Below are 26,977 nucleotides of genomic sequence, written 5' to 3'. Positions count from 1 at the left end.
CTCCAGGTATCGGGTGGTGTTGCGCGCCACAGCGAACCACGGCACGCGCGGAACCGAATAGGGTCGGGTGCGTGCCCGCCCCTTCGCGTCATGACCGCCTTTCCGCCGACGGCCCCGTACTGGACGGGATTCCCGAGCACGGCCGTGTTCCGCGGTACTACGCGGTCAAGGTCGAGCTGCTGGCGGTGATCGCGGAACTCGGCGAAGGCGCGGCGCTGCCGACGGAACGGGAACTGTGCGAACGGTTCGAAGTGTCGAGGGCGACCGTACGGCAGGCGGTCGGGGAGCTGGTGCTCGAGGGCAAGCTCAGCCGCCGCCAGGGCAGCGGCACCTACGTCGCCGGCCCGAAGCTCGTGCAGCCGCTGGCACTGGTGAGCTACACCGAGGGGCTCCGGCGCCAGGGCATCCGGCCCGGCCGCAACGTCATCACGCTGGAGCGGCGCGTCGCGGGCCGTGCCCTGGCCGCCGACCTGCAGGTGACGTCGGACGCCGAGGTGTTCCACCTCGAGCGCGTGCTGCTGGCCGACGAGGAACGCGTGGGGCTGGAGTCGACATACCTCCTCGTCGACCGGTTTCCCCGGCTGCTGGAGGTGTTCGACCCCGAGCAGTCGTTGTACGCGTGCCTGAGCGAGCGGCTCGGCGTGGTGTTCGACGGCGCCGAAGAGCGGGTCGAGACGGTGCTGGCGACGCCGCGGGAGGCGTTGCTCATCGGGACGAACCCGGCGCTGCCGATGCTGCTGATGCACCGGATCTCGTGGGGCCCGGACGGGGTGCCGTTCGAGCGGGTGCGGTCCCTTTACCGAGGTGACCGGCTCAGCTTCACCACCCGTCTGGGGCGCAACGACTAACCGCTCGGGTGAAACCAGGCGAGTTCCTTCGATAACAGATAGATAACTCATCCGGTCCAATATTCGGGGCGTCTTCACCCTGCGTTAGCGGCAGGGCCAGCCGTCGTTGGCGCGCTCCGGCGAGCGTGGGCGCCGTGCGAATCCTCATCGTGGGCGGTGGCGTGCTCGGCACGCTGCACGCCTGGCAGGCCGTCGAACGCGGCCACGACGTCGTCCAGCTCGAACGCGAACCCGAGGCCCGCGGCGCGTCCGTGCGCAACTTCGGCCTGGTCTGGGTCGGTGGCCGCGCGTCCGGTCCCGAACTCGAGACCGCCCAGCGGGCCCGCGTGCTGTGGGCCGAACTCGGCGAGCGCGTCCCCGCCCTCGGCTTCCGCGCCAACGGCTCGCTGACCGTCGTCCGGACCGAGGCCGAACTCGCCGTGGCCCGCGAAGCGGCGGCCACCGGCGGGGACCGCGGCTTCAAGGTGCTCGACGCCGACGAGACGCGAGCGCTCAACCCCGCGCTGCGCGGCGACTTCCTCGGCGCGCTGTGGTGCGAGCGCGACGCCGCCGTCGAGCCGCGGACCGCCCAGCCCGCCCTGCGCGCCGAACTCGCGAAGAGCGGCCGCCACACCTGGCGCCCGGGCCGCGAGGTCCGGCAGCTGACCGGCACCGGCGTCGTCGACGACCACGGCGAGCGGCACGACGGCGACGTCGTCGTCTTCTGCACCGGCGCCTGGACCGGCGGCCTCGTCCGGGAGCTGGCCGGCGACCCGCCGGTGCGGAAAGTCCGGCTCCAGATGGCCCAGACCGAGCCACTGGGCGAACCCCTCACCACGAGCGTCGCCGACGGCGACAGCTTCCGCTACTACCCGGCCTACCGCGGTCCCGCCCTCGACGCGCTCGCCCGGACCCAGCCGCAGGGCGACGTCGCCGCGGCCCACCGCATGCAGCTCCTGCTCGTCCAGCGGCTCGACGGCTCGCTCACCATCGGCGACACCCACGAGTACGACGAGCCGTTCGCCTTCGACGTCACCGAAGACCCGTACGCGCACCTCGCCGGGGTCGCGGGCGCGCTGCTGGGGCGCCCGCTGCCGCGGATCCGCCGCCGCTGGGCCGGGGTGTACGCGCAGACCGCCGACCCGGCGCAGGTGGTGCACCGCGCCCGCGTCGCGGCCAACGCCGTCCTGGTCACCGGCCCGGGCGGGCGCGGGATGACCTGCGCGCCCGCCATCGCCGAAGCCACCGCCGAGGAGCTGAACCTGTGATCCCCGAACTCGCCGTGCTCGACATGGCCGGCACGACCGTCGCCGACGACGGCCTGGTCGTGCGCGCCTTCACCACCGCGGTCGACGCCGTCGGCGTCCCCGAAGCGCGGCACCCGGACATGCTCCGGTACGTCACCGACACGATGGGGCAGTCGAAGATCACCGTCTTCCGTGCTCTGCTCGACGACGAAAGCCGGGCGCAGCAAGCGAATGCGGCTTTCGAAGCGGCTTACGGCGAGCTCGTCGCGGCGGGGGAGTGCACGCCCATCCCCGGCGCCGAAGACGTCGTCCGCCGCCTCCGCGAGGACGGCGTCAAGGTGGCGTTGACGACCGGGTTTGCGCCCGCCACCCAGGGCGCCATCCTCGATGCCCTCGGCTGGCACGACCTCGCCGACCTCGCGCTCGCCCCCGGCGAAGGCGTCCGCGGCCGCCCGTTCCCCGACCTCGTCCTCACCGCCGCGCTGCGGCTCGGCGTCACCGACGTGCGGCGGATCGCCGTCGCCGGCGACACCGCGTCCGACGTCCTCTGCGGCCGGCGCGCCGGGGCGTCCGTCGTCGCCGGCGTCCTCACCGGCGCCGGCCGCCGCGACGACTTCGCCGGCGCCACCCACGTCCTCGATTCCGTCGCCGACCTCCCCGCCGTGCTCGAAGGAGAACCCCGATGAAGAAGACCCTCGCCGCCGTCCTCGCGGTGGCGCTGACCGCCCTGCTGTCCGCCTGCGGCGGCACCGGCGCCGCGAGCGCCGGCGGCAAAACCGTCACTGTGTACACAGTGGACGGACTGGAAGACTGGTACACCGCGCGCTTCGCCGAGTTCAAGCAGCAGACCGGCATCACCGTGCAGGCGGTCACCGCCGGTTCCGGCGAGGTCGCGTCCCGCGTCGAGAAGGAGAAGGCCAACACCCAGGCCGACGTCCTCGTCACGCTGCCGCCGTTCGTCCAGCGCGTCGCCGGCCTGCTGCAGCCCTACACCCCGGCGGGCGCCGACAAAGTGTCCGAAAAGGACGCCCAGGGCCGCTACTTCGCCGTGATGGACAACTACCTCAGCTTCATCCGCAACCCGCAGTCGGCCGCGAAGACCTGGGACGACCTGCTCGCCCCGGCGCTCAAGGGCAAGGTGCAGTACTCGACGCCCGGCGAGGCCGGCGACGGCACCGCGGTCCTCCTGCAGCTGCAGCACGTCCTCGGCGAGCAGGGCGCGCTCGACTACCTCGGCAAGCTGGAGGCGAACAACGCCGGGCCGTCGTCGTCCACCGGCAAGCTGCAGCCGAAGGTGGCCAAGGGCGAGCTGCTGGTGGCCAACGGCGACGTCCAGATGAACCTCGCCGAGATCGCCAAGAGCGGTGGCTTCGAGGTGTTCTTCCCGGCCGACGCCCAGGGCAGGCGCTCGACGTTCGCGCTGCCCTACTACGCCGGGCTGGTGGCGAACGCGCCGCACGCCGACGACGCCAAGAAGCTGCTCGACTTCCTGTTCTCGCCCGAGGTCCAGGCGAAGGCCGCCGACGCGTACGGCATCCCGGCCCGCGCCGACGTCACCCCGGTCGGCCCGAACGCGGCGAAGATCAAGGCCGCGCTCGACGGCGTCGAGATCTGGCACCCGGACTGGACCGCGGTGCTCGGCCGCCTGGACGCCGACCTGGCCGCCTACAAGAAGGCCGTCGGCCGGTGACCCCGGCCGTCGAATGGCGTGGGGTGTCCGTCCACTTCGGACGTACGACCGCGCTGGACACCCTCGACCTGACGGTCGCCCGCGGCGAGACCCTGGCGCTGCTCGGGCCGTCCGGCTCCGGCAAGTCGACGGCGCTCAAGGCGCTCGCCGGGTTCGTCCGGCCTGCCGCCGGCCGGGTGCTCCTGGCCGGGGAGGACGTCACCGGCACCCCGCCGCACCGGCGTGGCCTCGGCGTCGTCGTGCAGAGCTACGCGCTGTTCCCGCACCTGCGCGTCGACGCCAACGTCGCCTTCGGGCTCAAGGCCCGGCGGACGCCGCGCGCCGAGACCGCCCGGCGGGTCGCCGAAGTCCTCGACCTGGTCGGCATGGGGGCCTACGCCCGGCGGTTCCCGCGCGAGCTGTCCGGCGGGCAGCAGCAGCGCGTCGCACTGGCGAGGGCGCTGGCCATCCGGCCGCCGGTGCTGCTGCTCGACGAGCCACTGTCCGCATTGGACGCCGCCCTGCGCGAAGACATGATCACGGAACTGCTGCGGCTGCGGGCCGAACTGCCGGACACGACGCTCGTCTACGTCACCCACGACCAGGGCGAGGCCCTCGCGCTGGCCGACCGGATCGCGGTGATGCGGGATTCGCGGCTGGTCGAAACCGGCCCGTGCGAGCAGCTCTACCGGCGGCCCGCCGCGGAGTTCACGGCGAGCTTCCTCGGCGCGGCCAACCTCATCCCGGTCGACCTCGTCAGCGACGGCACGCCCGCGACCGTCCGGCTCGGCGGCCGCGTGCTGACCGCCGAGCCGACCGGCGCGCTCGGGGCGGGCCCGGTCGCGCTGGGCGTGCGCCCGCACCGCGTCGGCGTCGGCACCCCCGGCGCGGACACCCTCCCGGCGCTGGTGCGGGCGGTGCAGTGGCGCGGCACCGGCTACCGCCTGGACCTGGAGCTCGACGGCGGCGCGCTGATCCGCGCCGAGGTCCCCGACGCCTTCCCGGTCGGCACGGCGGTCGGCGTCTCGATCCCGGACGGCTGCCCCCTGGTCGGAGTCACCTCATGACCGCCGTCGCCCTCGTGAGTGGTAAGGCGAGTTCTAACTCGCCTTACCACTCACGACGGGGCAGGGCGTGGGTGTGGCTGCTGCCGCCGCTGGTGGTCGTGGCGGTGTTCTGCGGCTACCCGCTGGTGCTGGTGGCCGGGCAGTCCCTGACCACGGGCACCGGGTTCGGGTTCGCGGTGTGGGCGGAGGTGCTCGGCTCGGCGGAGTTCCGCGACGCGGCGCTGCAGACCGTGCTGCTCGCCCTCGGCGCGACCGCGGGCTGTGTGCTGCTCGGGACGTTCCTCGCGCTGGTGATCGCGTTCGTGCCGTTCCCGGGCGCGCGGACGCTGTCGCGGTTGGTGGACACCGTGCTCGCGTTCCCGTCGTTCCTCATCGCGCTGGCGTTCACGTTCCTGTACGGCTCCGCGGGTGTGTTCGGCGCGGGCGGGTTCCTGTACTCGCCGTGGGGCGTGCTGCTGGCCGAGGTCACGTTCTACACGCCGTTCGTCATGCGGCCGGCGCTGGCGGCGTTCGGCCAGGTCCCGGGCGTGCACCTGGACGTCGCCGCGTCGCTCGGCGCGCGGCCGGGCCGGGTGCTGTGGCGGGTCGTGCTGCCCGCGGCGCTGCCTTCGCTGGCGGCGGGGGCGTGCCTGACGCTGCTGCTGGCGCTCAACGAGTTCGGCATCGTGCTGTTCCTCGGCGCGAAGGGTGTCACGACGCTGCCGATGCTGGTGTACGGCAAGGGGATCGTCACGTTCGACTTCCCGGCGGCGAGCGTCGTCGCACTGGTCGACGTCGCGATTTCCCTGCTGTTGTACGGGAGTTACCGGTTCCTGGCGGGAAGGGGTCGCGGTGCTGCTGTGGACGCGGCGTAGCAAGGTGCTGCTGTGGCTGGTGTTCGGGGTGGTGTTCACCGTCGTGGTCGTGGCGCCGCTGGCGATGATCGTGCTGGCGTCGTTCGCCGGGCACTGGACCGGCGTACTGCCCGGCGGGCTCACCCTGGGGCACTACGCGGACGCGTTGTCGGGGGAGACGTTCGCGAGCCTCTCGGTGAGCGTCCAGACGGGCGTGGTCGCGGGCGCGGCGGCCGTGCTGCTCGGCACCTGGGCGGCGCTGGCGGCCGAGACCGCGCCGCGGCGGGTGCGGCAGCTCACCGGGACGCTGTTCCACCTGCCGATCGCGGTGCCGTCGGTGGTGCTGGGCCTGGCGCTGCTGGTGGCGTTCAGCCGGCCGCCGCTGGCGTTCAACGGGACGCGCTGGATCGTGCTGCTCGGGCACCTGCTGATCCTGCTGCCGTTCGCCTACAGCACGGTCTCGGCGGCGCTCGCCCGCGTCGACCCGCAGCTGGCCCAGGCGGCGGCATCGCTGGGTGCCTCCCCTGTCCGGGTGGTGTTGCGGGTGCGGATCCCGGTGCTGCTCCCGGCGATGACGGCGTCGGCGAGCCTCGCGCTGGCGATGTCGATGGGCGAGCTGGGCGCGACGATGATGCTGTACCCGCCGGACTGGCGCACCCTCCCGGCGAGCATCTTCGCGCTGACCGACCGCGGCCAGGTGTTCCTCGCCGCCGCGGCCACGGTGCTGCTGCTCGGGGTCACCCTCGCGGGGGTGGTCCTGCTGGGCCTGGCCCGCGGCCGGGCGGCCGCCCGCTGACCGCGTGCAACCCGGCGGCGGTCCGTTACGTCTGGCAGGTATGCGTACCACGAAACTGCTGGGCACGGGCCTGCTGCTGCTCACGGTGACGGCCTGCGCGGCGAACTCCGGCGCGGGCGCCCCGGCGGCGGGCGGCCCCGCCTCGGCCACGTCGTCGGCGAGCGCGCCCGCACCCGGGCCCGTGACCCCGACGCCCGTCTCGCCGCCGACGCAGACGGCCGGGCGCCCGACCCAGGGCATCGCCCCGGGCGACGACGTCATCGCCGAGACGCAGGTCGACGCCCGTCAGCTGCCCGAGGGCTACCCGCGCAGCCTCACCCGCAGCCTCGACGGCAAGACGCTGATCCTGCAGGCCGAGGAGGGCGGCTGCCGCCGCATCTCGGCCCGCGTCGGCGACCAGACGGCCCAGCAGGTGGTCGTGCTGGTCGCCGTGCTGTCGGCGCCGAAGGGGCAGATGTGCCCGGACTACATCCGGGAGATCAAGATCCCCCTGGTGCTCACGGCGCCGCTGGGCTCGCGCACGGTCGTCCTCCGCCAGGGCTGACCACCTTCGGACGCTGGGAGGGCGCTCGCGGGATGCCCGCGGGCGCCCTCCCAGACCAGCTCCGGCAAACCGTCGCCGGGCCCCCGCTCACACCACGTCCGGTGCAACCCCGCGGCACCCCCGTTCCGTCTTCGGGACATGAGGTACTTAGCGAAGGTGGTCGGGACAGGTGCGTTCCTGCTGATGGCGACGGCCTGCGCCGGCCAGGACATGGCCACCAGCCAGCCCGCCGGCGGTGTCTCCACGGCGCCCACCGGCAGCGTGTCGACGTTGCCGTCGGCGAGTGAACCCGTGGTGCCGCAGCCGACCCCCAACCCGCCGGGGAAGCCGCGGCTCACCGTGCCCGAGGGCAGCACGCCGGTGCCCGCGGCCAAGATCGACGCGACCGCGCTGCCCGCCGGGTTCCCGCGCGAGGTGTGGACGTCCAACGGCGGCACGATCCTCGACATCCGCGCCCAGGAGGGTGGCTGCGGCCACGCGCTCGGCGAGGCGGCCGAGCAGACCGCCGGCCACGTCGTCGTCAACCTGAGCGAGACGAAGGCGCAGACCGGGCAGATGTGCACCATGGACATCCGCTACCCGGTGATCTCGGTCGCCCTGGCCGCGCCGCTGGACCAGCGCACGGTGGTGCTGAAGACCACGCCGCCGAAGTGACGGCGAGGCCGTGACCCCGGATCGCCCGGGGTCACGGCCGGTCCGGAGTGGACATTCGGCGCCCAGTGGTCCGGACCACGAGGGCGCCGGCGTCGAAGTTGTCGAAAATTGTCATGGCTCCCGCTGAACCGCCGCCGTGACCGGGCCGTGTCCCCGGGTGAGGTGGCGATCAGAGAGGAGGGGCCCATGCCCCGGTTGAGCAGTGGCAGGCACCGCAAGCAGGCGACCGTCGGACTGGCCGCGTTGCTGGGCGTCGCCGGTGTCACCGCGACCGCCATCGCGCTGAGCAGTCCCGCGGGCAACGCGGCCGAAGCGCCCAAGGAGAACTGCGCCGGACTCGACACCGCGCTGCAGAACAACCTGAACTTCATCGCGGGCCAGCAGGCGAACCCGGACGCGCAGTCGGCCGCCCGGATCGCCAACCGCCAGGCGGTGGTGGACCTGATCCAGCAGCGGCGGCAGGTGGCGGGCTGCACGGCGAACGTCGCGGCGAACAACGGCCAGGCCGCCGCCGCACCCGGCAACTCCGGCAACGCGCCGGGCAAGGCGCAGGCGCCCGGCCAGCAGAAGAAGCAGGACCAGGCCGCCGCCGGTGGTGCGGTGGGCCAGGTCGTCTGCCCCGGATCGACCGTGACGCTCTCGGGCGAGGGCGGCGCGCCGGCCGCGTCGAGCAACCAGTTCCCGGCCGGGACGAAGCTGAAGGTGACCAACCTGGACAACTCGAAGTCCACGACGGTCGAGGTGACCTCGGTGTCGGGCAGCTGCACGCTGCTCAACAACGCGGCCTTCGAGCAGGTGCGGGAGCCCGGCAAGTTCCTCATCCGGCGCGCGCGGATCGAGCGCGTCGGCTGAGGGTACGGAAAAGGGGACACCGGCGGCGGGCCGGTGTCCCCTTTCCCTTGTCCGCTAACGGAAGCTGATCTGCAGCACCGGGTCGCCGGTGCTGGCGAAGAAGTCGTTGCCCTTGTCGTCGATGACGACGAACGCCGGGAAGTCCTCGACCTCGATCTTCCAGACGGCCTCCATGCCGAGTTCGGCGTACTCGAGGACGTCGACCTGCTTGATGCAGTCCTGCGCGAGCCGCGCCGCCGGGCCGCCGATGGAGCCGAGGTAGAACCCGCCGTGCGCCTGGCAGGCGTTCGTCACCTGCTTCGAGCGGTTCCCCTTGGCCAGCATGACGAGCGAGCCGCCGGCGGCCTGGAACTGCTCGACGTAGGAGTCCATCCGCCCGGCCGTGGTGGGCCCGAACGAACCCGACGCGTAGCCCTCGGGCGTCTTCGCCGGGCCGGCGTAGTAGACCGGGTGGTTCTTCAGGTAGTCCGGCATCTCCTCGCCGGCGTCGAGGCGCTCGGCGATCTTCGCGTGCGCGATGTCCCGGGCGACGACCAGCGGCCCGGTCAGCGAAAGCCGCGTCTTGACCGGCAGCTGCGAGAGCTGCGCCCGGATCTCGGCCATCGGCCGGTTGAGGTCGACGGCGACGACGTCGTCGGAGAGGTCTTCCTCGGTGACGTCGGGCAGGAAGCGGGCCGGGTCGCGCTCGAGCTGTTCGATGAACACGCCGTCGGCGGTGATCTTGGCCTTGGCCTGCCGGTCGGCCGAGCAGGAGACGGCGACGCCGACCGGGCAGCTGGCGCCGTGCCGCGGCAACCGGATGACCCGGACGTCGTGGCAGAAGTACTTCCCGCCGAACTGGGCGCCGATGCCGAACTGCCGGGTCATCTCCAGCACCTGCTGCTCGAGGCCGGTGTCGCGGAAGGCGTGCCCGAGTTCCGAGCCCTCCTGCGGCAGGTTGTCGAGGTAGCGCGCGGAGGCGAGCTTGGCGACCTTGAGGTTGAACTCGGCCGACATCCCGCCGACGACGATCGCGAGGTGGTACGGCGGGCAGGCGGCGGTGCCGAGGCTGCGCAGCTTTTCGTCGAGGAAGCGCGCGAGCCGCTTCGGGTTCAGGACGGCCTTCGTCTCCTGGTAGAGGAAGGTCTTGTTGGCGCTGCCGCCGCCCTTGGCCATGAAGAGGAACTCGTAGGTCGGGTCCCCGTCCTTGTGGTAGAGCTCGATCTGCGCCGGCAGGTTGGTCCCGGTGTTGCGCTCGTCCCAGAAGCTGACCGGCGCCATCTGCGAGTACCGCAGGTTCAGCTGCTGGTAGGCGTCGAAGATGCCCTGCGAGAGGGCGCGCTCGTCGTCACCGCCGGTGAGCACGCCTTCGCCGCGCTTGCCGATGACGATGGCGGTCCCGGTGTCCTGGCACATGGGCAGCACGCCCCCGGCGGAGATGGCGGCGTTGCGCAGCAGGTCCATGGCGACGAACCGGTCGTTCCCGGACGCTTCGGGGTCATCGACGATGGCACGCAGCTGCTGCAGGTGTGACGTGCGCAACAGGTGCTGGATGTCGGTGATGGCGGTGCGCGCGAGCGTGGTGAGCGCTTCGGGGGCGATCTTCAGGAAGGTGCGCCCGGCGGCTTCGACGGTCTCGACGCCCTGATCGGTGACCAGGCGGTATTCGGTGGTGGTGTCCTTGCCCAGCGGGAGGACTTCGGTGTGCTGAAACGTGGTGGACGGCACTGTCAGGCTCCTTTGCCAGCTCCGGGATCGGTCCACCCTACGGGGGGTTCGATGGGTACGTGACAGAAGCACCCGGTCACTGTGGGCCACCCCACGCGGGCTCGGTCGCTGTGGGGGATGCCTTGGTGGATCCATCACCCCGATGCCCGATTGTGACTACGGACGGCGGTGCCGCGTCAAGGCGGGAAAGCGTGCCTTGACCCGGCGCCGCCGTCCGTGTTCGGGCTTCGGATCGGGGTGGTGGGGAGGCCTGGGTGAGTGGGGGGTCGGTGATGCCCGCCCGCGCCGGTTCGGCTGCTGGGACGTGTGCGCGTTTGCCGATGGCCTGCTGCGCTGGGAGCTGGTCGGGAGGCCGGGTCCACCCCGACGGACCCGACCTCCCGGGGGAAGCTTCCGGATGCGTGCACATCCGGTTGCGAGGCCTGCGCGAGCACTTCGAAGGCTGTCGTGACGCAGGTCATAAGTCAACGCCGCCGAACGGGTGCTGGCGGAGGGTTGCTACCCAGGCCCGTTGGCGGTGAAACCACTTTTTCGTGGAAAATTTTCGTTGCCTGGTCGGGGACGCAAAACGGGGCGGGTGCTCGGTGAGCACCCGCCCCGACTGGAACCGGTCAGCTGGCGTACGCGCGGAGCCGGTCCGCCCGCTCGCCCTGGCGGAGCTTGGACATGACCTCGCGCTCGATCTGGCGGACGCGCTCGCGGGACAGCCCGAAGTGCTTGCCGATCTGGTCGAGCGTGCGCGGCTGGCCGTCGTCCAGGCCGTAGCGCAGGCGGATCACGTGCTGCTCGCGGTCGTCCAGCGTCGCCAGCACCCGGCGCAGGTCGTCCTGCAGCAGGCCCGAGATCACGGCGCTCTCGGCGTCCGTTGCCTCGGAGTCCTCGATGAAGTCGCCCAGCGGGGCGTCCTCCTCGGTGCCGACCGGCATGTCCAGGCTTACCGGGTCACGCGAGTGGTCGAGCAGGTCCGAGATCTTGTGCGCCGGGATGCCCGACTCGGCCGCCAGCTCCTCGTGCGTCGCGTCGCGGCCGAGCTGCTGGTGCAGGTCGCGCTTGATGCGGGCCAGCTTGTTCACCTGTTCCACCAGGTGGACCGGCAGCCGGATGGTGCGGCCCTGGTCCGCCATGCCCCTGGTGATGGCCTGCCGGATCCACCAGGTCGCGTAGGTCGAGAACTTGAACCCCTTGGAGTAGTCGAACTTCTCCACCGCGCGGATCAGGCCCAGGTTCCCCTCCTGGATCAGGTCGAGCAGCGGCATCCCCCGGCCGGTGTAGCGCTTGGCGAGCGAGACCACCAGGCGGAGGTTCGCCTCCAGCAGGTGGTTCTTCGCCACGTGGCCGTCGCGGACCAGCGCGGCCAGCTCGGTGCGCCGCTTCGCCGTGAGGTCCTCGGCCGTGTCCAGCATGTGCTGGGCGAACACCCCGGCTTCGATGCGCTTGGCCAGCTCGACCTCGTCGGCCGCGCTGAGCAGGGCCGTCTTGCCGATGCCGTTGAGGTAGACGCGGACGAGGTCGGCGGCGGGGCTCTGGGCGTCGAGGTCGGCGTCGGTGAGCGCCCCCACGCCCAGCGTCGCCGGCTCCTCGGTCGTCTGAGCCGGGATGCGCTCGCGAATCCCGCGCGACTCGCGTTCGAGAGTCTGGACTGACATTCTGCCTCCCCGGTCACGGGCTGAACGTGCTGCTGCGGTCGTCCACCGGGTGCGTACCCGCGGACCGGGGCCTGTGGATCCCGGTACGCCGGTCCGGCCGGCTTGGCTGGACATCTGGCACAACGCTCCGGGTTCCCAAAACGTTCCCGGCTCGTCATAGGAGAAGACGGCTGCGGGAGCGATCCGGTTGCTGAATCAAGGCTGAGCTTTTCCTGAGAACGTTCCGTGACCCAGGAACCTGAGAATTCCATATGAATCCGGCCGGAAACCGAACCGGATCGCAGTGGTCTAGACCTCTATGAGAACCGTGAACGGACCGTCGTTCACGCTCGAGACCGCCATCATCGCCCCGAACCGGCCGGTCGCCACGGTGGCGCCGCGGCCGCGCAGCTCGGCCACGACCGCGTCCACCAACGGCTCGGCGACCTCCGGCCGGGCGGCCTGCGTCCACGACGGCCGCCGCCCTTTCTTCGTGTCGCCGTAGAGGGTGAACTGGCTCACCACGAGCAGTGGCGCATTCACCGTGGCGCATGATTCCTCGTCGCGCAGCACCCGCAGTTCGTGCAGTTTGCGGGCCATCACCGCGGCCTTCGCGGCATCGTCGCCGACGTGAATTCCCAGCAGCACCAGCAAACCCGGCTCGTCGATCGCGCCGACGACCTCGCCGTCCACCGTCACGTCCGCCCGCGTGACGCGGGCCGCGACCGCCCTCACCGGCCCGCCGGGACGAGCATCCCGTGCCGCACGAGCTCCCGGACGACGGGCAGTGCCGCGGCGGCCAGCTCTTCGGGCGACAGGCCCTGTGCGGCCGCGAGGAGCTCGATCAGGTCCTCCAGGGGCAGGGCGCCGCGGCAGCCCGCGAGCAGCCGCATGGCGAGGTCGTCGACCTCGTGCTGCCAGCCCGGCCCGTCGGTGCGGTGCAGCCGCCGGATGGTCGTCTCCCAGCCCTCGTCGCCGGGCTCGTCGACGCTTTCCAGCAAAACCGTGTCCGGCACCACAAAACGGACATCGAGTAAGGAATCACCCGATTCGCGCAGCCATTCCACCCGGTCCAGCCAGCCCGCCGCTTCCGGGCCCAGCGGGTCGTCGTAGGCCTGCCGCAGGTCCTCGCACACCACGGTCGGCGTCCGCCCGGCCGCCCGCCGCAGCGTGACGAACCCGAACCCGATGCCCCGGACGTCGTTCGCGGCGAACCAGTCCAGCCACGCCGCCGCCTTCGCCCGGCCCTCCGGCGAGCGCGGGTCGAGACCCGCGTCGCGCAGCCAGGTGCCGACGTAGAGCGCCGGATCGGCGACATCGCGCTGCACGAACCAGGCGTCGGTCTCCGCGGGCAGCCAGCGGCTCACCCGGTCGGCCCAGTCTTCGCGCGAGGTGTGCAGCCAGGACGCGAGGAGGTGCCCGGTGCCGCCGTCGTCGAGGAAGCCCGGCAGCTGCCGCACCACCAGCGCGCTCGCGTCGTCGCCGGCCAGCCCGGAGTCGCGGTAGGTGTAGTCCACCCGGGCCGGGCCGACCACGAACGGCGGATTGCAGACGATCTGGTCGAACTTCCGCCGCGCGACCGGCGCGAACCACTCGCCCTGAACGAGCTCGACGTCGAGTTCGTTGAGCCGGAAGGTCGCCGCGGCCAGTGCCAGCGCCCGCGCCGAGACGTCGGTGGCGGTGACGCGCTGGGCGTGCCGGGTCGCGTGCAGCGCCTGGACGCCGTTGCCGGTGCCGAGGTCGAGCAGGGTGCCGACCGGGCGGCGGCTGGTCGCGCGGATCAGCGACAGCGACGCGTGGCCGACGCCGAGCACGTGGTCCTCGGGCACGGTGTGACCCAGCAGGTCGGCGTCGAGGTCCGACACGACCCACCACGAACCCTCTTCGTCGCCGTGCGGCCGGATGTCGAGCGCGGCGCGGTAGCCGTCGGCGACCGGCGCCAGCGCCCCCGCGGTGACGGCGTCTTCGGGCGCGAGAGGCGCGAACGCGGCCTTGACAGCGGTCTCCGGCTCGGTGCCGCCCAGCAGGAACAGCCGGATCAGCGTGCCGAGGTCACCGGCGTCGCGGCTCGCGCGCTCGGCCGGCACCGGTTCGCCACGGCCCAGCGCCGCGTGCGCGGCCCCGCCGAGGGCCGCCACCACGCCGTCGGCGTCGTAGGCGGTGCGCCGGAAGGCCTCGCGCAGCCGCGCGCAGACGTCGTCGGACAGGTCGGGCAGTGCGGTTCGCGTGCTCACGGTGGGTAATGCTGCCACGATGGCCCCCGTGACCCTTGAACGCGTCCTCGCCCCGCTCGCCGCGGCGCTGCCCGAGCTCGAAGCGCTGTACATCGACTTCCACCGGCACCCGGAGCTGTCCTTCGCCGAGCACCGGACGGCGGCCGAGCTGGCCCGGCGGCTGGCGGACGACGGTTACGAGGTGCACACCGGGATCGCCGGCACCGGCGTGGCCGGCGTGCTGCGCAACGGCGAGGGCCCCACGGTGCTGCTGCGGGCCGACATCGACGCGCTGCCGGTCGAGGAGAAGACCGGGCTGTCCTACGCCAGCACGGCCCGCGGCACCGATGAGCACGGCAACGACGTCCCGGTCATGCACGCGTGCGGGCACGACATGCACGCCACCTGGCTTTCCGGCGCCGCCGCGTTGCTGGCGAAGGGCCGCGACACGTGGTCCGGCACGCTGCTGGTGGTGTTCCAGCCGGGGGAGGAGAGCGCGGGCGGCGCGTCGGCGATGGTCCGCGACGGCCTGTTCGACATCGCCGGCAAGCCCGACGTCGTGTACGGGCAGCACCTGGTGCCCGGCCCGGCCGGCTGGGTGCTCACCCGGCCCGGGGTGATCATGGCCGCCACCGACACGCTGCGCGTCACCCTGCACGGCCGCGGCGGGCACGGCTCGCGCCCGGAGACCACCGTCGACCCGGCCGTGCTGGCCGCGTCCGTGGTGCTCAAGCTGCAGACGATCGTGTCCCGGGAGATCGCCGCCACTGAATCGGCGGTCGTCACGGTCGGTTCGCTGCACGTGGGCACCGCGGCCAACGTGATCGCCGACGACGCCGTGCTCGAGGTCAACATCCGGTCCTTCGACCAGGCGGTGCGCGAGCGGGTGCTGGCCGCGGTCGAGCGGATCGTGCACGGCGAGGCGGCCACGGCCGGGGCACCGGCGCCGCCGCACATCGAGCGGTCCGGGGCGTACCCGATCACCGAGAACGACGAAGCCGCCAGCAACGCGCTCACCGAGCTCTTCCGCGCCCGCTTCGGCGCCGACACCGTGCTGCCCGCGCCGCTGGTCACCGGCAGCGAGGACTTCAGCGAGTTCGGCCGCGCGGCCGGCGTGCCCTCGGTGTTCTGGCTGGTCGGCGGCTACGACCCGCAGACGGTGATCACGGCGATGACCGAGGGCCGGTTCGAGCGCGACATCCCGTCCAACCACTCGCCGCGGTTCGCCCCGGTGCTGCACCCGACCCTGCGCACCGGCATCGAAACCCTCGTCGTCGCCGCGCTGGGCGAGTTGGCTCACCCCGGTGTCGGATGAGCCGCGCGAGTGGGACGATGGACGGTGGAGGTGGTGCAGTGACCACGCCCGCCAAGGACTCGGACCCGGTGCTGATCACCGGGGCGGCCCCGTCGTACGAAGAGCAGTTCGCCGCCCGCAAGCGCAAGTACGTGATCATGATGGCCTGCCGGATCCCGTGCCTGATCCTCGCCGGGCTGACCTACCACACCTGGTGGCTCGCGCTCGGGTTCCTGGCGATCTCGGTGCCGCTGCCGTGGGTGGCGGTGCTGATCGCCAACGACCGCCCGCCCCGCAAGTCCGAGCAGGTGAACACCTACCAGCACGAGGCGAAGGCGATCGAAGGCACCGACCACCGCATCATCGACGGCTGAGCCCCACCCCGCCTCGTGAGTGGTAAGGCGAGTTCTAACTCGTCTTACCACTCACGAGGGCTGGGGGCCGACCTTGCCGACGGCCAGCGCGCCCAGGCGCGTCCCGTGCCGCAGGATGTCCACAGTGGACTCCCCGGCCAGCCACCCGGTGAGCACGCCCGCGTCGAAGGCGTCGCCGGCGCCGGTCGAGTCGAGGCACTCCGCCTCGACCGCGGGCACGCTCGTGACGCCGTCCGCGCCGACCCAGCTGGCGCCGCCGAGCCCGGCGGTGACGACCACCGCGCCGACCGTGCCGAGCAGCTCCTTCGCCGACGCCGGGTCGGCCGAACCGGTCAGCGCGACCAGCTCCTCGGTGTTCGGCAGCAACAGGTCGACACCGCGGACGTCCGCCATGAACGCGGCCGGGTCGGTGATGTGCGCGGCCGCCTGCGGGTCGACCGACGTCGTCAAGCCCGCTTCGCGAGCCGCGGCCAGCGCGGCGAGACCGGCCGCGCGCGACGGCGGGTCGAGCAGCACGTACCCCGACAGGTGCAGGTGGCTCGCCCCTTCGAGGGCCTCGGGCGTGACGTCCTCGGGTGCGAACCGCTGGTTCGCGCCGCGGTCGGCCAGCATGCTGCGCTGCCCGGACCCGTCGACCATCACGACGACGCAGCAGGTCGGCGCCTCGGCGTCGACGGCGAACGCGCACCGCACGCCCGCCGCTTCCAGCTCGGCCCGGATGAGCCGGCCGCCCGGGTCGTCGCCGATCCGCGCGAGCAGCGTCGTCTCCGCGCCCAGGTGCCGCAGCCACAACGCCGTGTTGGCGCCCGAACCGCCGCCGGTGAACCGGATCTTCGCGCGGGCGTCGCCGCCGTGCGGCAACGGCTTGTCGTGCCGGGCGATCACGTCGAGAGCCGCGTCCCCGACCACCACGATCCCGCTCATGCGAGTGCCACCGCGACTTCCGTGGCCAGCTTGGCGTTGTTCAGCACCAGAGCCTCGTTCGCGTCGATGCTCACGCCGCCGCTGGCGGTGTGGAAGTGCTCCAGCAGCACCGGCGTGACGTCGGCGCCGTGCACGCCCTGCGCTTCGACGAGCGCGAGCCCCTCGGCGAGCAGCCGGTCGTGCAGTTCTTTGTCCATTTCGGATGCTTCCGGGATCGGGTTCGCCAGCAGGACACCGGAATCCGCGTACGCGCGGTGGGCGTCGATCACGGCGGCGGCCTGCTTCGGGTCGTCGACCCGCCAGCCGACCTGGTGGCCCGACGAGCGCAGGTAGAACGCCGGGAAGTCGCCGGTGCGGTAGCCCAGCACCGGCACCGAGTTCGTCTCCAGCACCTCGAGGGTGGCCGGGATGTCGAGCACCGACTTCACGCCGGAGCAGACCACCACGGTCGGCACCTTCGCCAGCACGCCGAGGTCCGCGGAGACGTCCCACGACTGCGCGGCGCCGACGTGCACGCCGCCGAGCCCGCCGGTGGCGAACATCCCGATCCCGGCCGCGGCGGCCAGCGCCGACGTGCTCGCCACGGTCGTCGCGCCCGAGCGGCCGAGGCCGACGGCCGGGCCGAGGTCGCGCAGCGAGAGCTTGTCCAGCCCGGCGTCCGGCGCGCAGACGCGCTCGAGCTCGGCGGGGGAGAGGCCGACGACGACGCGGCCGTCGAGCACCGCGATCGTGGCCGGGACGGCGCCGCCGTCGCGGACCACGCCTTCGAGGCGGCGGGCGACGTCGAGGTTGCGGCCGGCGGGCAGGCCGTGGGACAGGATGGTGCTCTCCAGCGCGACGACGGGGTGCCCGTCACGCAGCGCCGAGGCGACCTCTTCGTGCAGGTTGAGTGCGGTAGTCACGAGGAACCATCATCGGTGATCGTCCCGTGCCCGGCGCCAGTGGGTCAGCTCGGCGGTCAGGTTCTTTTCGGCCGCGCTCGCCCAGCGTGTCCGCGCGGCTTCGCTGCGGTAGAGCTCTCGCGCGAGCATGCGCTCGAGGACGGCGATGCGCCCTTCGCACCAGACGTCGTCGGGGTACTTCGCGTACTCCTCGCGAACTCCGCGGGCGTACGCCGCGTACTGCTCTTCGGGCGCTCCGAGGACGGCGAGGTCGGCGTCGAGGAGCGCGGTCGCCAGGTGGTCGTCGGCCGGTGCGTCGTGCCCGATCGTGGCGAGGATCAGGCCCTCGACACGCCCGACGTGCGCCTCGGCCACCCCGGCCAGCGCTTCGCGGGCCCAGGCTGCACTGGCGCGCTCGTCTTCGCCGGGCTTCGCGTCGTAGACGACGTCGTGCGTCCAGGCCGCCACGGCGACGATCGCCCGGTCGGTCTCGCCCAGGCCCTCCGCCAGCCAGGCGGAGTCGCGCGCGACGGCAGCCGCGTGGGTGAGCGTGTGGTACCGGCGGTGGGGCTCGGCGTACCGGGCTTCGAGCCGCGGCCAGGCGCCGGGGTCGCCGCCGAGCACGGCGACCGCCTCGGACCACTCCATCAGTCGAAGATCCCGCGCGGCCGGGCGACCTGGTCGAGCCAGCCTTCGAGCTGCTTCTCCCAGTCGACGTCCGGCTTCACGGTGAACATCCCGAGGAAGTCCTGGCCGCGGCCGCCGAAGCCGCCGGTCTTGCTCACCCGGACCCGCTTGGTGACCTCCAGCACGACGTCGGTGCGCTCGGCCGAGGCCAGGAAGGTGACCGCGACCTGGGCGAAGACGCTCGCGAAGCGCGGCGACGGCGTGAAGCGGATCTCCTGGAAGAACGGCAGCTGCTGGCGGGCGCCGTCGACCCGGCCCTGTTCGAGGATCGCCTCGCGGAAGGTGAAGCCGAGCCGGCTGAGCGCGTCGAGGATCCGCTTCTGGGCGGGGAGCGGCTCGACGGCGACGGCGTCGGCGTCGAACGGGTCGCTGACCGCGGCGGCCAGGTCGAGCTCGGCCCGGACGCCGACCGCCATGCCGGTCAGCGGCTTGGCGTAGACGCTGGTCACCGGCGTCTCCCAGGGCAGGGGCACCTCGAACGGGACGCGGACCTGCTGGCCGGCCCGGATGACCTCGCTGCCCACCAGCTGCTGAGTGCCGAACGGGAGGTCTTCCGTCCGGTCGCCGGGGACCTGGACGCGGGCCAGCAGCGTCACCGCGAGGCCCTTGATCTCCTGGTCGACCTCGCCGCCGAGCAGCAGGACCTCGCCGTGCAGGGGACGGCCGGGGGCGGCGGTCCGGTCGAGCAGGCGGGCGTCGATCCGCGCGCCGCCGGAGCCGAACGTCGCGAGCACCTTCTGGAACATGCCGGGGATCCTGCCAGGCCGGAGACCTTTCGCGCGGGGACTCGGGCACAATGGACGGGTGAGCACCGAGACGCTGACGAAGCCGGAGACCACGCCCGAGGGCACGGACACCACCGACGACGACTCGCCGAAGATGTTCCACTACGTGAAGAAGAACAAGATCGCCGAGAGCGCGGTCATGGGCACTCACGTGGTGGCGCTGTGCGGCGAGGTCTTCCCGGTGACGAAGTCGCCGAAGCCCGGGTCGCCGGTCTGCCCGGCCTGCAAGGAGATCTACGACAGCCTCCGTCCGGGCAAGTAACCGGGCCTGACCCCCGGCGGGTGTCCCCGCCGGGGTTTCGTGCTGTCCGGAACCGGACAAGTAGTCGAACAAACGTGAAAAACCTTCATTCGGCGGGTGTGCCGGGTGCCGGACTCCTGGTAAATCCAGCGGGCCAGGTTCCCTCACCCACCGGAGTCGCACATGCGCAGAACCGGGATCGTGCTCACCCTCGCCGTCCTGCTGGCCGTGGTCTCGCCCGCGCTGGCCCAGGCCGTCACCGGCTGGACCGAGGTCGGCTCCGACAACGCCCGGGCCCTCGACGAGAGCCAGGGCCTCGCGACCATCGTCCGGCCCTCGGGCACGACGATCCGCTACACCGGGATCGGCACCATCCCGGCCGACCTGAACTCGCAGGGCTGGAACCACGTCGGCGACCCGGGCTCGGCCCAGGGCTGGTACGTCGAGCCCTACCAGCGTGACGACCGCGGCGCGAAGCTGTTCCGCGTCCAGGCCCCGGACGGCACGTGGGCCAACTACAAGCACAACCTCGAGTCGTGGGAAGCGAACAACAACTCCTTCGCCGCGGTGTCGCCCGACGCGCGCTGGCTGGTCGCGGGGGAGTGGGGCACGATGGACCGGCTCCTGGTGCACCCGATGCCCGGCGTGGTGGCCAAGGACCCGGCGCAGAACCTGCCGTACGCGGCGGCGATCCGCTTCGACCACCCGGTCCGCGACGTCCAGGGCTGCGACTTCCAGACCGCGACCCGCCTGCTCTGCGCGTCCGACGACCCGGACGGCAGCCTGTTCGGCACGACCAAGCCGCTGCTCCAGGTCGACCTGGCTTCGTCGTTGAACGGGTCGGACGTCACCGCCCACGTCACGTCACTGGGCCAGCTCCCGCTCCGCAGCGGCTGCTCGGGCTCGTTCGAGGTCGAAGGCATCGACTTCGACGAGCGCGACAACACCCTCCGCGTGGTGGTCATGGCCCCGAGCATCTGCATCCTCTGGGACAGCAGGACCTACCGCTTCCGCCAGTAACCCGTAACCCGCGTGACTGAGCCCGTGACTCACGTGATCGGGGCCGTAACTCGCGAGTTACGGCCCCGATCACGCGACATCCGGCTCAGCTCACGCGAGTTCCGGGTTCAAGGACTCCGAATCCGGGGCCTGGGCCGGGGTGCGGCGGGCTTCGCGGCGGGCTTTCCGGCGTTCCTTGCGGGTCTCGACCATCGTGTAGAGGGTCGGGACCAGGACCAGGGTCAGCAGCGTCGAGCTGACCAGGCCGCCGATCACCACGATCGCCAGGGGCTGGCCGATGAACCCGCCCTGGCCGGTGATGCCCAGCGCCATCGGGACCAGCGCGAAGATCGTCGCCGCCGCGGTCATCAGGATCGGGCGCAGCCGGCGCCGGCCGCCTTCGGTGACGGCGTCGGCGACGCTCATCCCCTCCGCGCGGTACTGGTTGATCAGGTCGATCAGCACGATCGCGTTGGTCACCACGATGCCGACCAGCATCAGCATCCCGATCAGGGCCGGCAGGCCGAGCGCGGTGCCGGTGGCCAGCAGCAGCCCGATCGCGCCGGTCGCCGCGAACGGGATCGACACGAGCAGGATCAGCGGCTGGATCAGGCTCCGGAACGTCGCCACCATGATCAGGAACACGATCGCGATGGCCGCCAGCAGCGCCAGGAACAGGTTGGAGAACGCCTCCTGCTGGTCCTGGCTCACCCCGCCGAGCGAGTACGCCGCGCCGCCGGTGAACGTCAGGCCGTCCAGTTTGGACTTGATGTCCGCGGTCGTCTTGCTCAGGTTGTCCCCGGTGTTCTTCGCCGTCACCGTGGTGCTCAGGTCGCCGCCGGTGCGCCGCACCGACGCCGGCCCGTCCACAGTGGACACCTTGGCCACCTCGTCGAGCCGGACGACGCCGCCCGGGCCCGGGATCGGCAGCCCGCGGACCTGGTCCACCGTGGCCGGTGCCGCGCCGGCGCGCAGCACGATGTCCGTGCGCTGGCCGCCGACCGGCAGCTGCGTCACCGTGCGCCCGGCGATCGCCTGGTTGGCGATCTGCCCGATGGTGCTCGCCGACAGCCCGCGCGCGGCGGCCGCGGCGTCGTCCACCTCGACCTGCACCCGCGGCGAGCCGACGCTCAGGTCGCTCGACACCTCGGTCAGCCCGGACACCCCGCGCAGCGCCTGCACCACCTGGTCGGACGCCGGCTTCAGCGCCGCCTCCGACGGCGCGGTCACCGTCACCGAGACCTGGTCGGAGTTGAACCCGGACGCGTCCGCGCCGATCTTGATCTCGCCCAGCTCGGGCCGCGACGTCAGCTTCGACCGCAGCCGGTCCGACAGCGCGTTCAGGTCGGTGTCCTTGGCCACGGTGACGGAGATGCTCGTGTTGGTCCCGCCGCCGAAGCCGAACGCGCCCCCGCCGCCGATGCTGACCTGGTAGGTCTGCACCGCCGGCTCGGCCGCCAGTGCCTGCTCGACGGCCGTGGCCGCCTTCTCCTTCGCCTCGACGCTGGTGCCGGCGGGCAGCTTCTGCGTCATGTTCAGCGTGGTGCCGCCGGACTGGTCCAGGAAGTTCGTGTTCAGCCGCGTCGCGAGCCCGACCGTGCCGGCGAAGATCAGCAGGGCCAGCAGCACGACGGTCAGCCGCCGCCGCGTCGCGAACCGGATCACCGGCAGGTACGCGCGCTGCAGGACGCTGCGCCGCTCCTTCTCGACGGCCGCTTCGCGCGCCCGCTCGGCCTCGATGGCGTCCGCCGGGACCGCCGGCTGCCTCAGGAACCAGAAGGCCAGCACCGGAACCACGGTCAGCGACACGAGCAGCGACGCCAGCAGCGCCACCGTCACGGTGATCGCGAACGGCGAGAACAGCTCGCCGACGAACCCGCCGACGAACGCGATCGGCAGGAACACCGCGACGGTCGTCAGCGTGGACGACGTCACCGCGCCGGCCACCTCGCGGACGCCGTCGAGCACCGCGCGCTGCTTCTCCTCGCCGTACGCGAGGTGCCGTTTGATGTTCTCCAGCACCACGATCGAGTCGTCGACCACCCGGCCGATCGCGATGGTGAGCGCACCGAGGGTGAGCAGGTTGAGCGACAGGTCGCCGGTCCACAGCGCCAGCAGCGCGACGACCACCGACAGCGGGATCGACACCGCGGTCACCAGCGTCGAGCGCACCGAAAGCAGGAACAGCAGGATGACGACGACGGCGAAGGCCAGCCCCAGCAGACCTTCGGTGGTCAGGCCGCTGATCGCGTCCTTCACCGGCGTGCCCTGGTCGAACACGACGCTCATCTCGGCGCCGGTCTTCTTCGCCAGGTCCGGCAGCTTGTCCCGGACGGCCTGGGAGATCGCGACGGCGTTCCCGTTGTCCACCATGGTGATCGACAGGCCGAGGCTGGGCTTGCCGTTGGTGCGCGTGATCGACGTCGGCGGCGCGAACCCGGCCTGGACGTCGGCGACGTCGCCGAGCTTCACCGGACCGCGCGCCGGAGCGCCCGCCCGCGCGGTGGCACTCGGCGTCAGGTAGAGGTTGCGGAGCGTGTCCACAGTGGTCTGCCCGCCGCCGACCTGGACCGACAGCGTCTTGCCGTTCTCGGTCAGCGTCCCGGCGGGCACCGCGGCGCCCGCCGTCTGCAGCGTGGTGGCGATCGACGCCGGGTCGACGCCCGCGGCCGCGAGCTTGGCGTAGTCGAGCGTGATCGTGACGCGCGGCGTCTGCACGCCGGTGACGGTCACCGTCCGGACGCCGTCGATCTTCCGCAGCTCCGGCGCGACCTGGTCGGTCAGCGCGGGCGCGAGGGCCTGCGGGTCCCCGGTGGTGCCCGCGGCGACCAGCACCACCGGCAGGTCGTCGGTGCTGCCCGCGGACACGGCGGGCTCGCTGTTCTGCGGCAGCCGCGGCCGGACCTGGTTCACCACCTGCTGGATCTGCGAGACGGCGGCGTCGATGTCCGTGCCGAACTGGAACTGCGCGACGACCCGCGAAACGCCGTCCGACGACGTCGACGTGACCTGCTCGAGGCCCTTCAACCCCTGGAGGCCGCCTTCGAGCGGCTCGGAAACCTGCCGGTCGACCGCGTCCGGCGACGCGCCGGGGTACGCGGTGACGATCTGGGCCTGCGGGAACTGCAGGGACGGGAAGAGCTGCTGTTTGAGCTGCGGCAGCGCGAAGGCGCCGAAGCCGACGACCACCAGCGCGAGCAGGCCGATCAGGCTCCGGTTGCGCAGGCTCAGTCTGGCCAGCACGGACATGACGTGGAAAACCCCCTCGGGAACGACGCGACGACCGACGTCTGCGTCAGTGACGGGGGAAGCGTCCCATGTCCGACCTGAGGAGCGACTCAGTCTGGGGGTGGATTCCGGGTCGTCCCTTCGGTGGATGCGCGCCCCTGAGCTGCGCTGGGTGCCGGTTCGGGCGCGCTCGGTGACGAGGTGTCCTCTTCGGACGGCTCGGGCCCGGTGCCGTTGGGGGAGACGTCTTCCGCGCGCGGGCGCCGCAGCGGCGTGGTCGTGCGGTCCCAGAGCTTGCGGCCCTCTTCCGTGCGCAGCCGCTCGGAGGCGCGTTCCATCTCCAGCCGCCGCCACTTGCGCCGCTGCCGCCGGGTCGCCTTGGCCGGCCACAGTTCCTGGATGGCGCTGTTGAAGTACGCGCCGCCCACGACGGCCAGCCCGATGAAGAACATCAGCAGCAGGAAGGCGATCGGCGCGGCCAGCGCGCCGTAGGTGTAGCCGGTCTTGGTGATCCAGTTCAGGTAGACGCGCAGGCCGACCGAGGACAGCAGGAACACGACCATGGCGAGCACCGCGCCCGGCAGCCCGCGGTGCCACGGCAGCTTCCGCGGCAGCGCGAGCTTGTACAACGTGGTCAGCGCGAGCGTGATCATCACGCCGAGGGTCGGGAAGTACAGCGCGCTCACCCACGACGTCACGGTGGGGCGCCAGGCCACCGGGAAGAACTCCGGCAGCAGGTCGGGGCCGATCGCCAGCAGCGGCAGCCCGACGACCAGGATCACCAGGCCGCACAGGTAGAGCAGCAGCGCGAAGATCCGCTGCCAGACGTCGTTGCGGACGCCGTACTGGTCGTGCGCGACGGTGATCGCGTCCACGAACGACGACATCGCCGACGAACCCGCCCACAGCGAGATGAGGAAGCCGACCGAGACGATCTCGCCCTTGCCGACGGTGAGGATGCTGTTGACCGTCGGCTCGATGATGTCGTGCACGGCGTTCTGGCTGAACACTGTCCGGCAGAAGCCGATGATCCGGTCGTGCACCGCGGCGACGACGTCCTGCCCGAACCACTCGCCGACGAAGCCCAGGCTGCCCAGCAGGCCGAGCAGCAGCGGCGGGAGGGAGAGCGTCTGCCAGAAGGCCGCCTCGGCGGCCTCGGAGAAGATGTTGCCCTCCCATGCCTTGGCGAACGTGCGCGTGACGAGCCGCCACGGCCCCTTGCGGGCCACCTTCGTCGCTGCGGACGGCTGCACCTCACCCATGACGTGTCCCAGCATGGTCCATCCGTGCTGATTTGGCTCGTCACACCCCCTGCGGCCGGGCGTGTCGGCGGACATCACCCGTGCCGGTGCCCGGAACTGTCGGACCCGGCCGGTAGACTCGCTCCAGTGCCCTCACCGCAGTCGCCGACCGGTCAATGACGCAGAAGTCGGTACCACAGTGAGGGTTTTCGCACGTCAAAGGCATGAGCGAGGGGGAGGACCGGCATGACGGAGACGCAGCTCGGGGCGCCTCCCGCGGAGAAGGACTCGACCGCGCGCCCGCTGCGGGCGTGGCAGCGGCGGGCGCTCACCAAGTACCTGACGCAGAAGCCGAAGGACTTCCTCGCGGTGGCGACGCCGGGGGCCGGCAAGACGGTGTTCGGCCTCCGGATCGCCGCGGAGCTGCTCAGCGACCGCACGATCGAAGCGGTCACCATCGTCACGCCGACCGAGCACCTCAAGCACCAGTGGGCGGCCTCGGCCGCGGCGGCCGGCATCGCCATCGACTCGAACTTCCGCAACACCACCGGCGTAACCTCGTCCGACTACAACGGGGTCGCGCTGACGTACGCGCAGGTCGCGGCGCACCCGACGCTGCACCGGGTGCGCACGGAGAACCGCAAGACGCTGGTGATCCTCGACGAGATCCACCACGGCGGCGACGCGAAGTCCTGGGGTGACGCGATCCGCGAGGCGTTCACCCCGGCCGTCCGGCGCCTGTCGCTGACCGGGACGCCGTTCCGGTCGGACGACTCGGCCATCCCGTTCGTCACCTACGAGCCGGACTCCGGCGGCTTCCAGCGCAGCAAGGCCGACCACGCGTACGGCTACGCGGACGCCCTGGCCGACGGCGTGGTCCGGCCGGTCGTCTTCCTCGCGTACTCGGGCGAGGCGTCCTGGCGCACGAGCGCGGGCGAGGAGTTCACCGCCCGGCTCGGCGAGCCGCTGACCGCGGAGCAGAACGCCCGGGCGTGGCGGACGGCGCTCGACCCGGCCGGCGAGTGGATCCCGGCGGTGCTGCAGGCGGCCGACACGCGGCTGTCGCAGGTCCGCCAGAGCGTGCCGGACGCGGGTGGCCTGGTGATCGCGACGGACCAGGACTCGGCGCGGGCGTACGCGAAGATCCTGGAGCGGATCTCCGGCGAGATGCCGACGCTGGTGCTCTCGGACGACCCGAAGGCCTCGGGCCGGATCAAGGAGTTCTCCGAGACGAACGAGCGCTGGATCGTCGCGGTCCGGATGGTCTCCGAAGGCGTCGACGTCCCGCGCCTGGCCGTGGGCGTGTACGCGACGAGCGCGTCGACCCCGCTGTTCTTCGCCCAGGCGATCGGCCGGTACGTGCGGGCCCGCAAGAAGGGCGAGACGGCGAGCGTGTTCCTGCCGTCGGTGCCGGTGCTGCTGGAGCTGGCCAGCGAGCTGGAGGCCCAGCGCGACCACGTGCTCGGCAAGCCGCACCGCGAGAAGGAGGGCTGGGAGGACGAGCTCCTGGCCCAGGCCAACCGCACCGAGGACGAGCCGGGCGAGGAGGAGAAGGCGTTCACGTCGCTGGGCGCCTCGGCCGAGCTCGACCAGGTCATCTACGACGGCAACTCGTTCGGCACGGCGGTGTTCTCGGGGTCCGACGAGGAGCAGGAGTACCTGGGCCTGCCGGGGCTGCTGGAGCCGGACCAGGTGCGCGCGCTGCTGCGCAAGCGCCAGGAAGAGCAGATCGCGGACGAGAAGCGCCGGAAGCCCGCCAAGGAGGAGGCGCCGCCGCCGGCCGCCCGGCCGCAGTCGGTGAGCGAGCGGCTCGGTGCGCTGCGCAAGGAGCTGAACGCGCTGGTGGGGATGTACCACCACCGGACGAAGAAGCCGCACGGCGCGATCCACAACGAGCTGCGGCGGGTCTGCGGCGGGCCGGTGACCGCGATGGCGACCGTCGAGCAGCTGGAAGAACGGATCGTCACCCTGCGCTCCTGGTAGGGGGCTCGCCCGGCGCCGGGAAGCGCCTGCTCGCGCCCGCAGCCGTCCGGGAGGCCCGCTGGCGCCTGCTGTCGCCCGGGAGGCTGAAGTTCCGGCGATCACCGTCCGTCTCCGCCGCGGCCGGATCACCGCACCGCCGGGCTTGTGACGCTGCGTACCGCCGTGTCACCACCGGACTGCCCGTCCGCCCCCGGCAATCCGGCCGATCGGGCAGTTCCGGCCACGAAGTCCGCAAGTCGGCGACCGATCCCGGGGCAAAGACGTGGATTCGCCACGGGGTTGCGCTCGGTGCACACGACCGGACCA

25 protein-coding genes are annotated in these 26,977 nt (G+C 72.2%); 15 read left to right on the top strand and 10 right to left on the bottom strand.

The window, feature by feature from the left end; translation table 11 throughout:
• Positions 1–71 precede the first annotated feature (71 nt).
• The 10 genes from OO60_RS20645 (at position 72) to OO60_RS20600 (ending at position 8,489) form a co-directional block, all read left to right on the top strand.
• Positions 72–848: a GntR family transcriptional regulator gene (locus tag OO60_RS20645; RefSeq protein ID WP_003058389.1), complete on the top strand. Its 777-nt coding sequence runs from the start codon at positions 72–74 to the stop codon at positions 846–848.
• Positions 849–982: 134 nt separating this feature from the next.
• The gene (locus tag OO60_RS20640; RefSeq protein WP_033262011.1) at positions 983–2,095 is read left to right on the top strand and encodes a TIGR03364 family FAD-dependent oxidoreductase; all 1,113 of its coding nucleotides are present in this window, start codon (positions 983–985) and stop codon (positions 2,093–2,095) included.
• Entirely contained in the window at positions 2,092–2,760 is a 669-nt protein-coding gene (locus OO60_RS20635; RefSeq protein ID WP_156081312.1) for a phosphonatase-like hydrolase, read from the top strand. The genes OO60_RS20640 and OO60_RS20635 overlap by 4 nt, the downstream gene beginning before the upstream one ends.
• Positions 2,757–3,764, top strand: coding sequence for a 2-aminoethylphosphonate ABC transporter substrate-binding protein (locus OO60_RS20630; RefSeq protein ID WP_033261908.1), 1,008 nt, complete (start codon positions 2,757–2,759; stop codon positions 3,762–3,764). Before OO60_RS20635 ends, OO60_RS20630 begins: the two co-directional genes overlap by 4 nt.
• The gene (locus OO60_RS20625; RefSeq protein WP_033261907.1) at positions 3,761–4,810 is read left to right on the top strand and encodes an ABC transporter ATP-binding protein; all 1,050 of its coding nucleotides are present in this window, start codon (positions 3,761–3,763) and stop codon (positions 4,808–4,810) included. The genes OO60_RS20630 and OO60_RS20625 overlap by 4 nt, the downstream gene beginning before the upstream one ends.
• Positions 4,807–5,664, top strand: a complete 858-nt coding sequence (locus OO60_RS20620; protein ID WP_033261906.1) for a 2-aminoethylphosphonate ABC transporter permease subunit — start codon at positions 4,807–4,809, stop codon at positions 5,662–5,664. The genes OO60_RS20625 and OO60_RS20620 overlap by 4 nt, the downstream gene beginning before the upstream one ends.
• Positions 5,642–6,439, top strand: a complete 798-nt coding sequence (locus tag OO60_RS20615; RefSeq protein ID WP_033261905.1) for an ABC transporter permease — start codon at positions 5,642–5,644, stop codon at positions 6,437–6,439. The genes OO60_RS20620 and OO60_RS20615 overlap by 23 nt, the downstream gene beginning before the upstream one ends.
• Positions 6,440–6,479: 40 nt before the next feature.
• On the top strand, positions 6,480–6,983 hold the full coding sequence (locus tag OO60_RS20610; protein ID WP_033261904.1) for a hypothetical protein: 504 nt from the start codon (positions 6,480–6,482) through the stop codon (positions 6,981–6,983).
• 156 nt (positions 6,984–7,139) lie between these two features.
• A complete protein-coding gene (locus OO60_RS20605) occupies positions 7,140–7,637 on the top strand; it encodes a hypothetical protein (RefSeq protein WP_003063106.1) in 498 nt (165 codons plus the stop codon).
• Between the two features lie 186 nt (positions 7,638–7,823).
• Positions 7,824–8,489 (top strand): RlpA-like double-psi beta-barrel domain-containing protein, encoded by a 666-nt coding sequence (locus tag OO60_RS20600; protein ID WP_003063103.1) that lies wholly within the window; start codon positions 7,824–7,826, stop codon positions 8,487–8,489.
• Positions 8,490–8,543: 54 nt separating this feature from the next.
• Here the strand turns inward: OO60_RS20600 and OO60_RS20595 are convergent, their stop codons facing one another.
• From OO60_RS20595 to OO60_RS20580, 4 genes are all read right to left on the bottom strand, one after another.
• Positions 8,544–10,196 carry a fumarate hydratase gene (locus OO60_RS20595; RefSeq protein ID WP_003063101.1) on the bottom strand — a complete coding sequence of 551 codons (1,653 nt, stop codon included), beginning with the start codon at positions 10,194–10,196 and terminating at the stop codon, positions 8,544–8,546.
• A 611-nt stretch (positions 10,197–10,807) separates the two neighbouring features.
• Positions 10,808–11,842: a sigma-70 family RNA polymerase sigma factor gene (locus OO60_RS20590; RefSeq protein WP_081655738.1), complete on the bottom strand. Its 1,035-nt coding sequence runs from the start codon at positions 11,840–11,842 to the stop codon at positions 10,808–10,810.
• A gap of 288 nt (positions 11,843–12,130) precedes the next feature.
• On the bottom strand, positions 12,131–12,556 hold the full coding sequence (gene dtd / locus OO60_RS20585) for a D-aminoacyl-tRNA deacylase (protein ID WP_003063095.1): 426 nt from the start codon (positions 12,554–12,556) through the stop codon (positions 12,131–12,133).
• Positions 12,553–14,055 carry a DUF7782 domain-containing protein gene (locus tag OO60_RS20580; RefSeq protein ID WP_209441390.1) on the bottom strand — a complete coding sequence of 501 codons (1,503 nt, stop codon included), beginning with the start codon at positions 14,053–14,055 and terminating at the stop codon, positions 12,553–12,555. Before OO60_RS20580 ends, dtd begins: the two co-directional genes overlap by 4 nt.
• A gap of 28 nt (positions 14,056–14,083) precedes the next feature.
• On the opposite strand from OO60_RS20580, the gene OO60_RS20575 reads away from it, so the two are divergent.
• Together OO60_RS20575 and OO60_RS20570 are read left to right on the top strand one after the other, a co-directional pair.
• Positions 14,084–15,349, top strand: a complete 1,266-nt coding sequence (locus OO60_RS20575) for an amidohydrolase (protein ID WP_004561014.1) — start codon at positions 14,084–14,086, stop codon at positions 15,347–15,349.
• Positions 15,350–15,366: 17 nt separating this feature from the next.
• On the top strand, positions 15,367–15,702 hold the full coding sequence (locus OO60_RS20570) for a DUF3099 domain-containing protein (RefSeq protein ID WP_051767728.1): 336 nt from the start codon (positions 15,367–15,369) through the stop codon (positions 15,700–15,702).
• A gap of 51 nt (positions 15,703–15,753) precedes the next feature.
• Here the strand turns inward: OO60_RS20570 and OO60_RS20565 are convergent, their stop codons facing one another.
• From OO60_RS20565 to OO60_RS20550, 4 genes are read right to left on the bottom strand one after another with little or no spacing between them, the layout of a single operon-like run.
• Positions 15,754–16,626, bottom strand: coding sequence for a carbohydrate kinase family protein (locus tag OO60_RS20565; protein ID WP_004561016.1), 873 nt, complete (start codon positions 16,624–16,626; stop codon positions 15,754–15,756).
• Positions 16,623–17,528 (bottom strand): pseudouridine-5'-phosphate glycosidase, encoded by a 906-nt coding sequence (locus OO60_RS20560; protein WP_004561017.1) that lies wholly within the window; start codon positions 17,526–17,528, stop codon positions 16,623–16,625. The genes OO60_RS20565 and OO60_RS20560 overlap by 4 nt, the downstream gene beginning before the upstream one ends.
• Positions 17,529–17,537: 9 nt before the next feature.
• Entirely contained in the window at positions 17,538–18,155 is a 618-nt protein-coding gene (locus OO60_RS20555) for an HD domain-containing protein (protein ID WP_004561018.1), read from the bottom strand.
• Positions 18,155–18,940 (bottom strand): sporulation protein, encoded by a 786-nt coding sequence (locus OO60_RS20550; RefSeq protein ID WP_004561019.1) that lies wholly within the window; start codon positions 18,938–18,940, stop codon positions 18,155–18,157. The genes OO60_RS20555 and OO60_RS20550 overlap by 1 nt, the downstream gene beginning before the upstream one ends.
• 58 nt (positions 18,941–18,998) lie before the next feature.
• Between OO60_RS20550 and OO60_RS20545 the strand changes: the two genes are divergently transcribed.
• Both OO60_RS20545 and OO60_RS20540 read left to right on the top strand, forming a co-directional pair.
• Complete coding sequence (locus OO60_RS20545; RefSeq protein ID WP_004561020.1) at positions 18,999–19,241, top strand: DUF3039 domain-containing protein; 243 nt, start codon at positions 18,999–19,001, stop codon at positions 19,239–19,241.
• A gap of 162 nt (positions 19,242–19,403) precedes the next feature.
• The gene (locus tag OO60_RS20540; RefSeq protein ID WP_004561021.1) at positions 19,404–20,240 is read left to right on the top strand and encodes a hypothetical protein; all 837 of its coding nucleotides are present in this window, start codon (positions 19,404–19,406) and stop codon (positions 20,238–20,240) included.
• A gap of 90 nt (positions 20,241–20,330) precedes the next feature.
• On the opposite strand, the gene OO60_RS20535 is transcribed toward OO60_RS20540, so the two are convergent.
• Together OO60_RS20535 and OO60_RS20530 are read right to left on the bottom strand one after the other, a co-directional pair.
• On the bottom strand, positions 20,331–23,468 hold the full coding sequence (locus OO60_RS20535) for an efflux RND transporter permease subunit (RefSeq protein WP_004561022.1): 3,138 nt from the start codon (positions 23,466–23,468) through the stop codon (positions 20,331–20,333).
• Between the two features lie 89 nt (positions 23,469–23,557).
• Positions 23,558–24,709, bottom strand: a complete 1,152-nt coding sequence (locus tag OO60_RS20530) for a YihY/virulence factor BrkB family protein (RefSeq protein ID WP_033261903.1) — start codon at positions 24,707–24,709, stop codon at positions 23,558–23,560.
• A 225-nt stretch (positions 24,710–24,934) separates the two neighbouring features.
• Here OO60_RS20530 and OO60_RS20525 point away from each other — a divergent pair, with 225 nt between their 5' ends.
• Complete coding sequence (locus OO60_RS20525) at positions 24,935–26,671, top strand: DEAD/DEAH box helicase (protein ID WP_004561024.1); 1,737 nt, start codon at positions 24,935–24,937, stop codon at positions 26,669–26,671.
• The last annotated feature ends 306 nt before the right edge of the window (positions 26,672–26,977 follow it).

It is taken from the genome of Amycolatopsis vancoresmycina (assembly GCF_000716785.1).
GTDB classification, from domain to species: Bacteria; Actinomycetota; Actinomycetes; order Mycobacteriales; family Pseudonocardiaceae; genus Amycolatopsis; species Amycolatopsis vancoresmycina.
Note: the sequence above shows the minus strand (reverse complement) of the source record. Positions and strands in the feature narration are given on the sequence as shown.

What these genes read in the sequence shown, in the direction of transcription:
- OO60_RS20630 (WP_033261908.1), top strand. Translation starts at nt 2,757, where the DNA reads ATGAAGAAGACCCTCGCCGCCGTCCTCGCGGTGGCGCTGACCGCCCTG.
- OO60_RS20620 (WP_033261906.1), top strand. Translation starts at nt 4,807, where the DNA reads ATGACCGCCGTCGCCCTCGTGAGTGGTAAGGCGAGTTCTAACTCGCCT.
- OO60_RS20610 (WP_033261904.1), top strand. Translation starts at nt 6,480, where the DNA reads ATGCGTACCACGAAACTGCTGGGCACGGGCCTGCTGCTGCTCACGGTG.
- OO60_RS20600 (WP_003063103.1), top strand. Translation starts at nt 7,824, where the DNA reads ATGCCCCGGTTGAGCAGTGGCAGGCACCGCAAGCAGGCGACCGTCGGA.
- OO60_RS20590 (WP_081655738.1), bottom strand. Translation starts at nt 11,842, where the DNA reads ATGTCAGTCCAGACTCTCGAACGCGAGTCGCGCGGGATTCGCGAGCGC.
- OO60_RS20570 (WP_051767728.1), top strand. Translation starts at nt 15,367, where the DNA reads ATGGACGGTGGAGGTGGTGCAGTGACCACGCCCGCCAAGGACTCGGAC.
- OO60_RS20565 (WP_004561016.1), bottom strand. Translation starts at nt 16,626, where the DNA reads ATGAGCGGGATCGTGGTGGTCGGGGACGCGGCTCTCGACGTGATCGCC.
- OO60_RS20555 (WP_004561018.1), bottom strand. Translation starts at nt 18,155, where the DNA reads ATGGAGTGGTCCGAGGCGGTCGCCGTGCTCGGCGGCGACCCCGGCGCC.
- OO60_RS20550 (WP_004561019.1), bottom strand. Translation starts at nt 18,940, where the DNA reads ATGTTCCAGAAGGTGCTCGCGACGTTCGGCTCCGGCGGCGCGCGGATC.
- OO60_RS20540 (WP_004561021.1), top strand. Translation starts at nt 19,404, where the DNA reads ATGCGCAGAACCGGGATCGTGCTCACCCTCGCCGTCCTGCTGGCCGTG.
- OO60_RS20535 (WP_004561022.1), bottom strand. Translation starts at nt 23,468, where the DNA reads ATGTCCGTGCTGGCCAGACTGAGCCTGCGCAACCGGAGCCTGATCGGC.
- OO60_RS20530 (WP_033261903.1), bottom strand. Translation starts at nt 24,709, where the DNA reads ATGGGTGAGGTGCAGCCGTCCGCAGCGACGAAGGTGGCCCGCAAGGGG.
- OO60_RS20525 (WP_004561024.1), top strand. Translation starts at nt 24,935, where the DNA reads ATGACGGAGACGCAGCTCGGGGCGCCTCCCGCGGAGAAGGACTCGACC.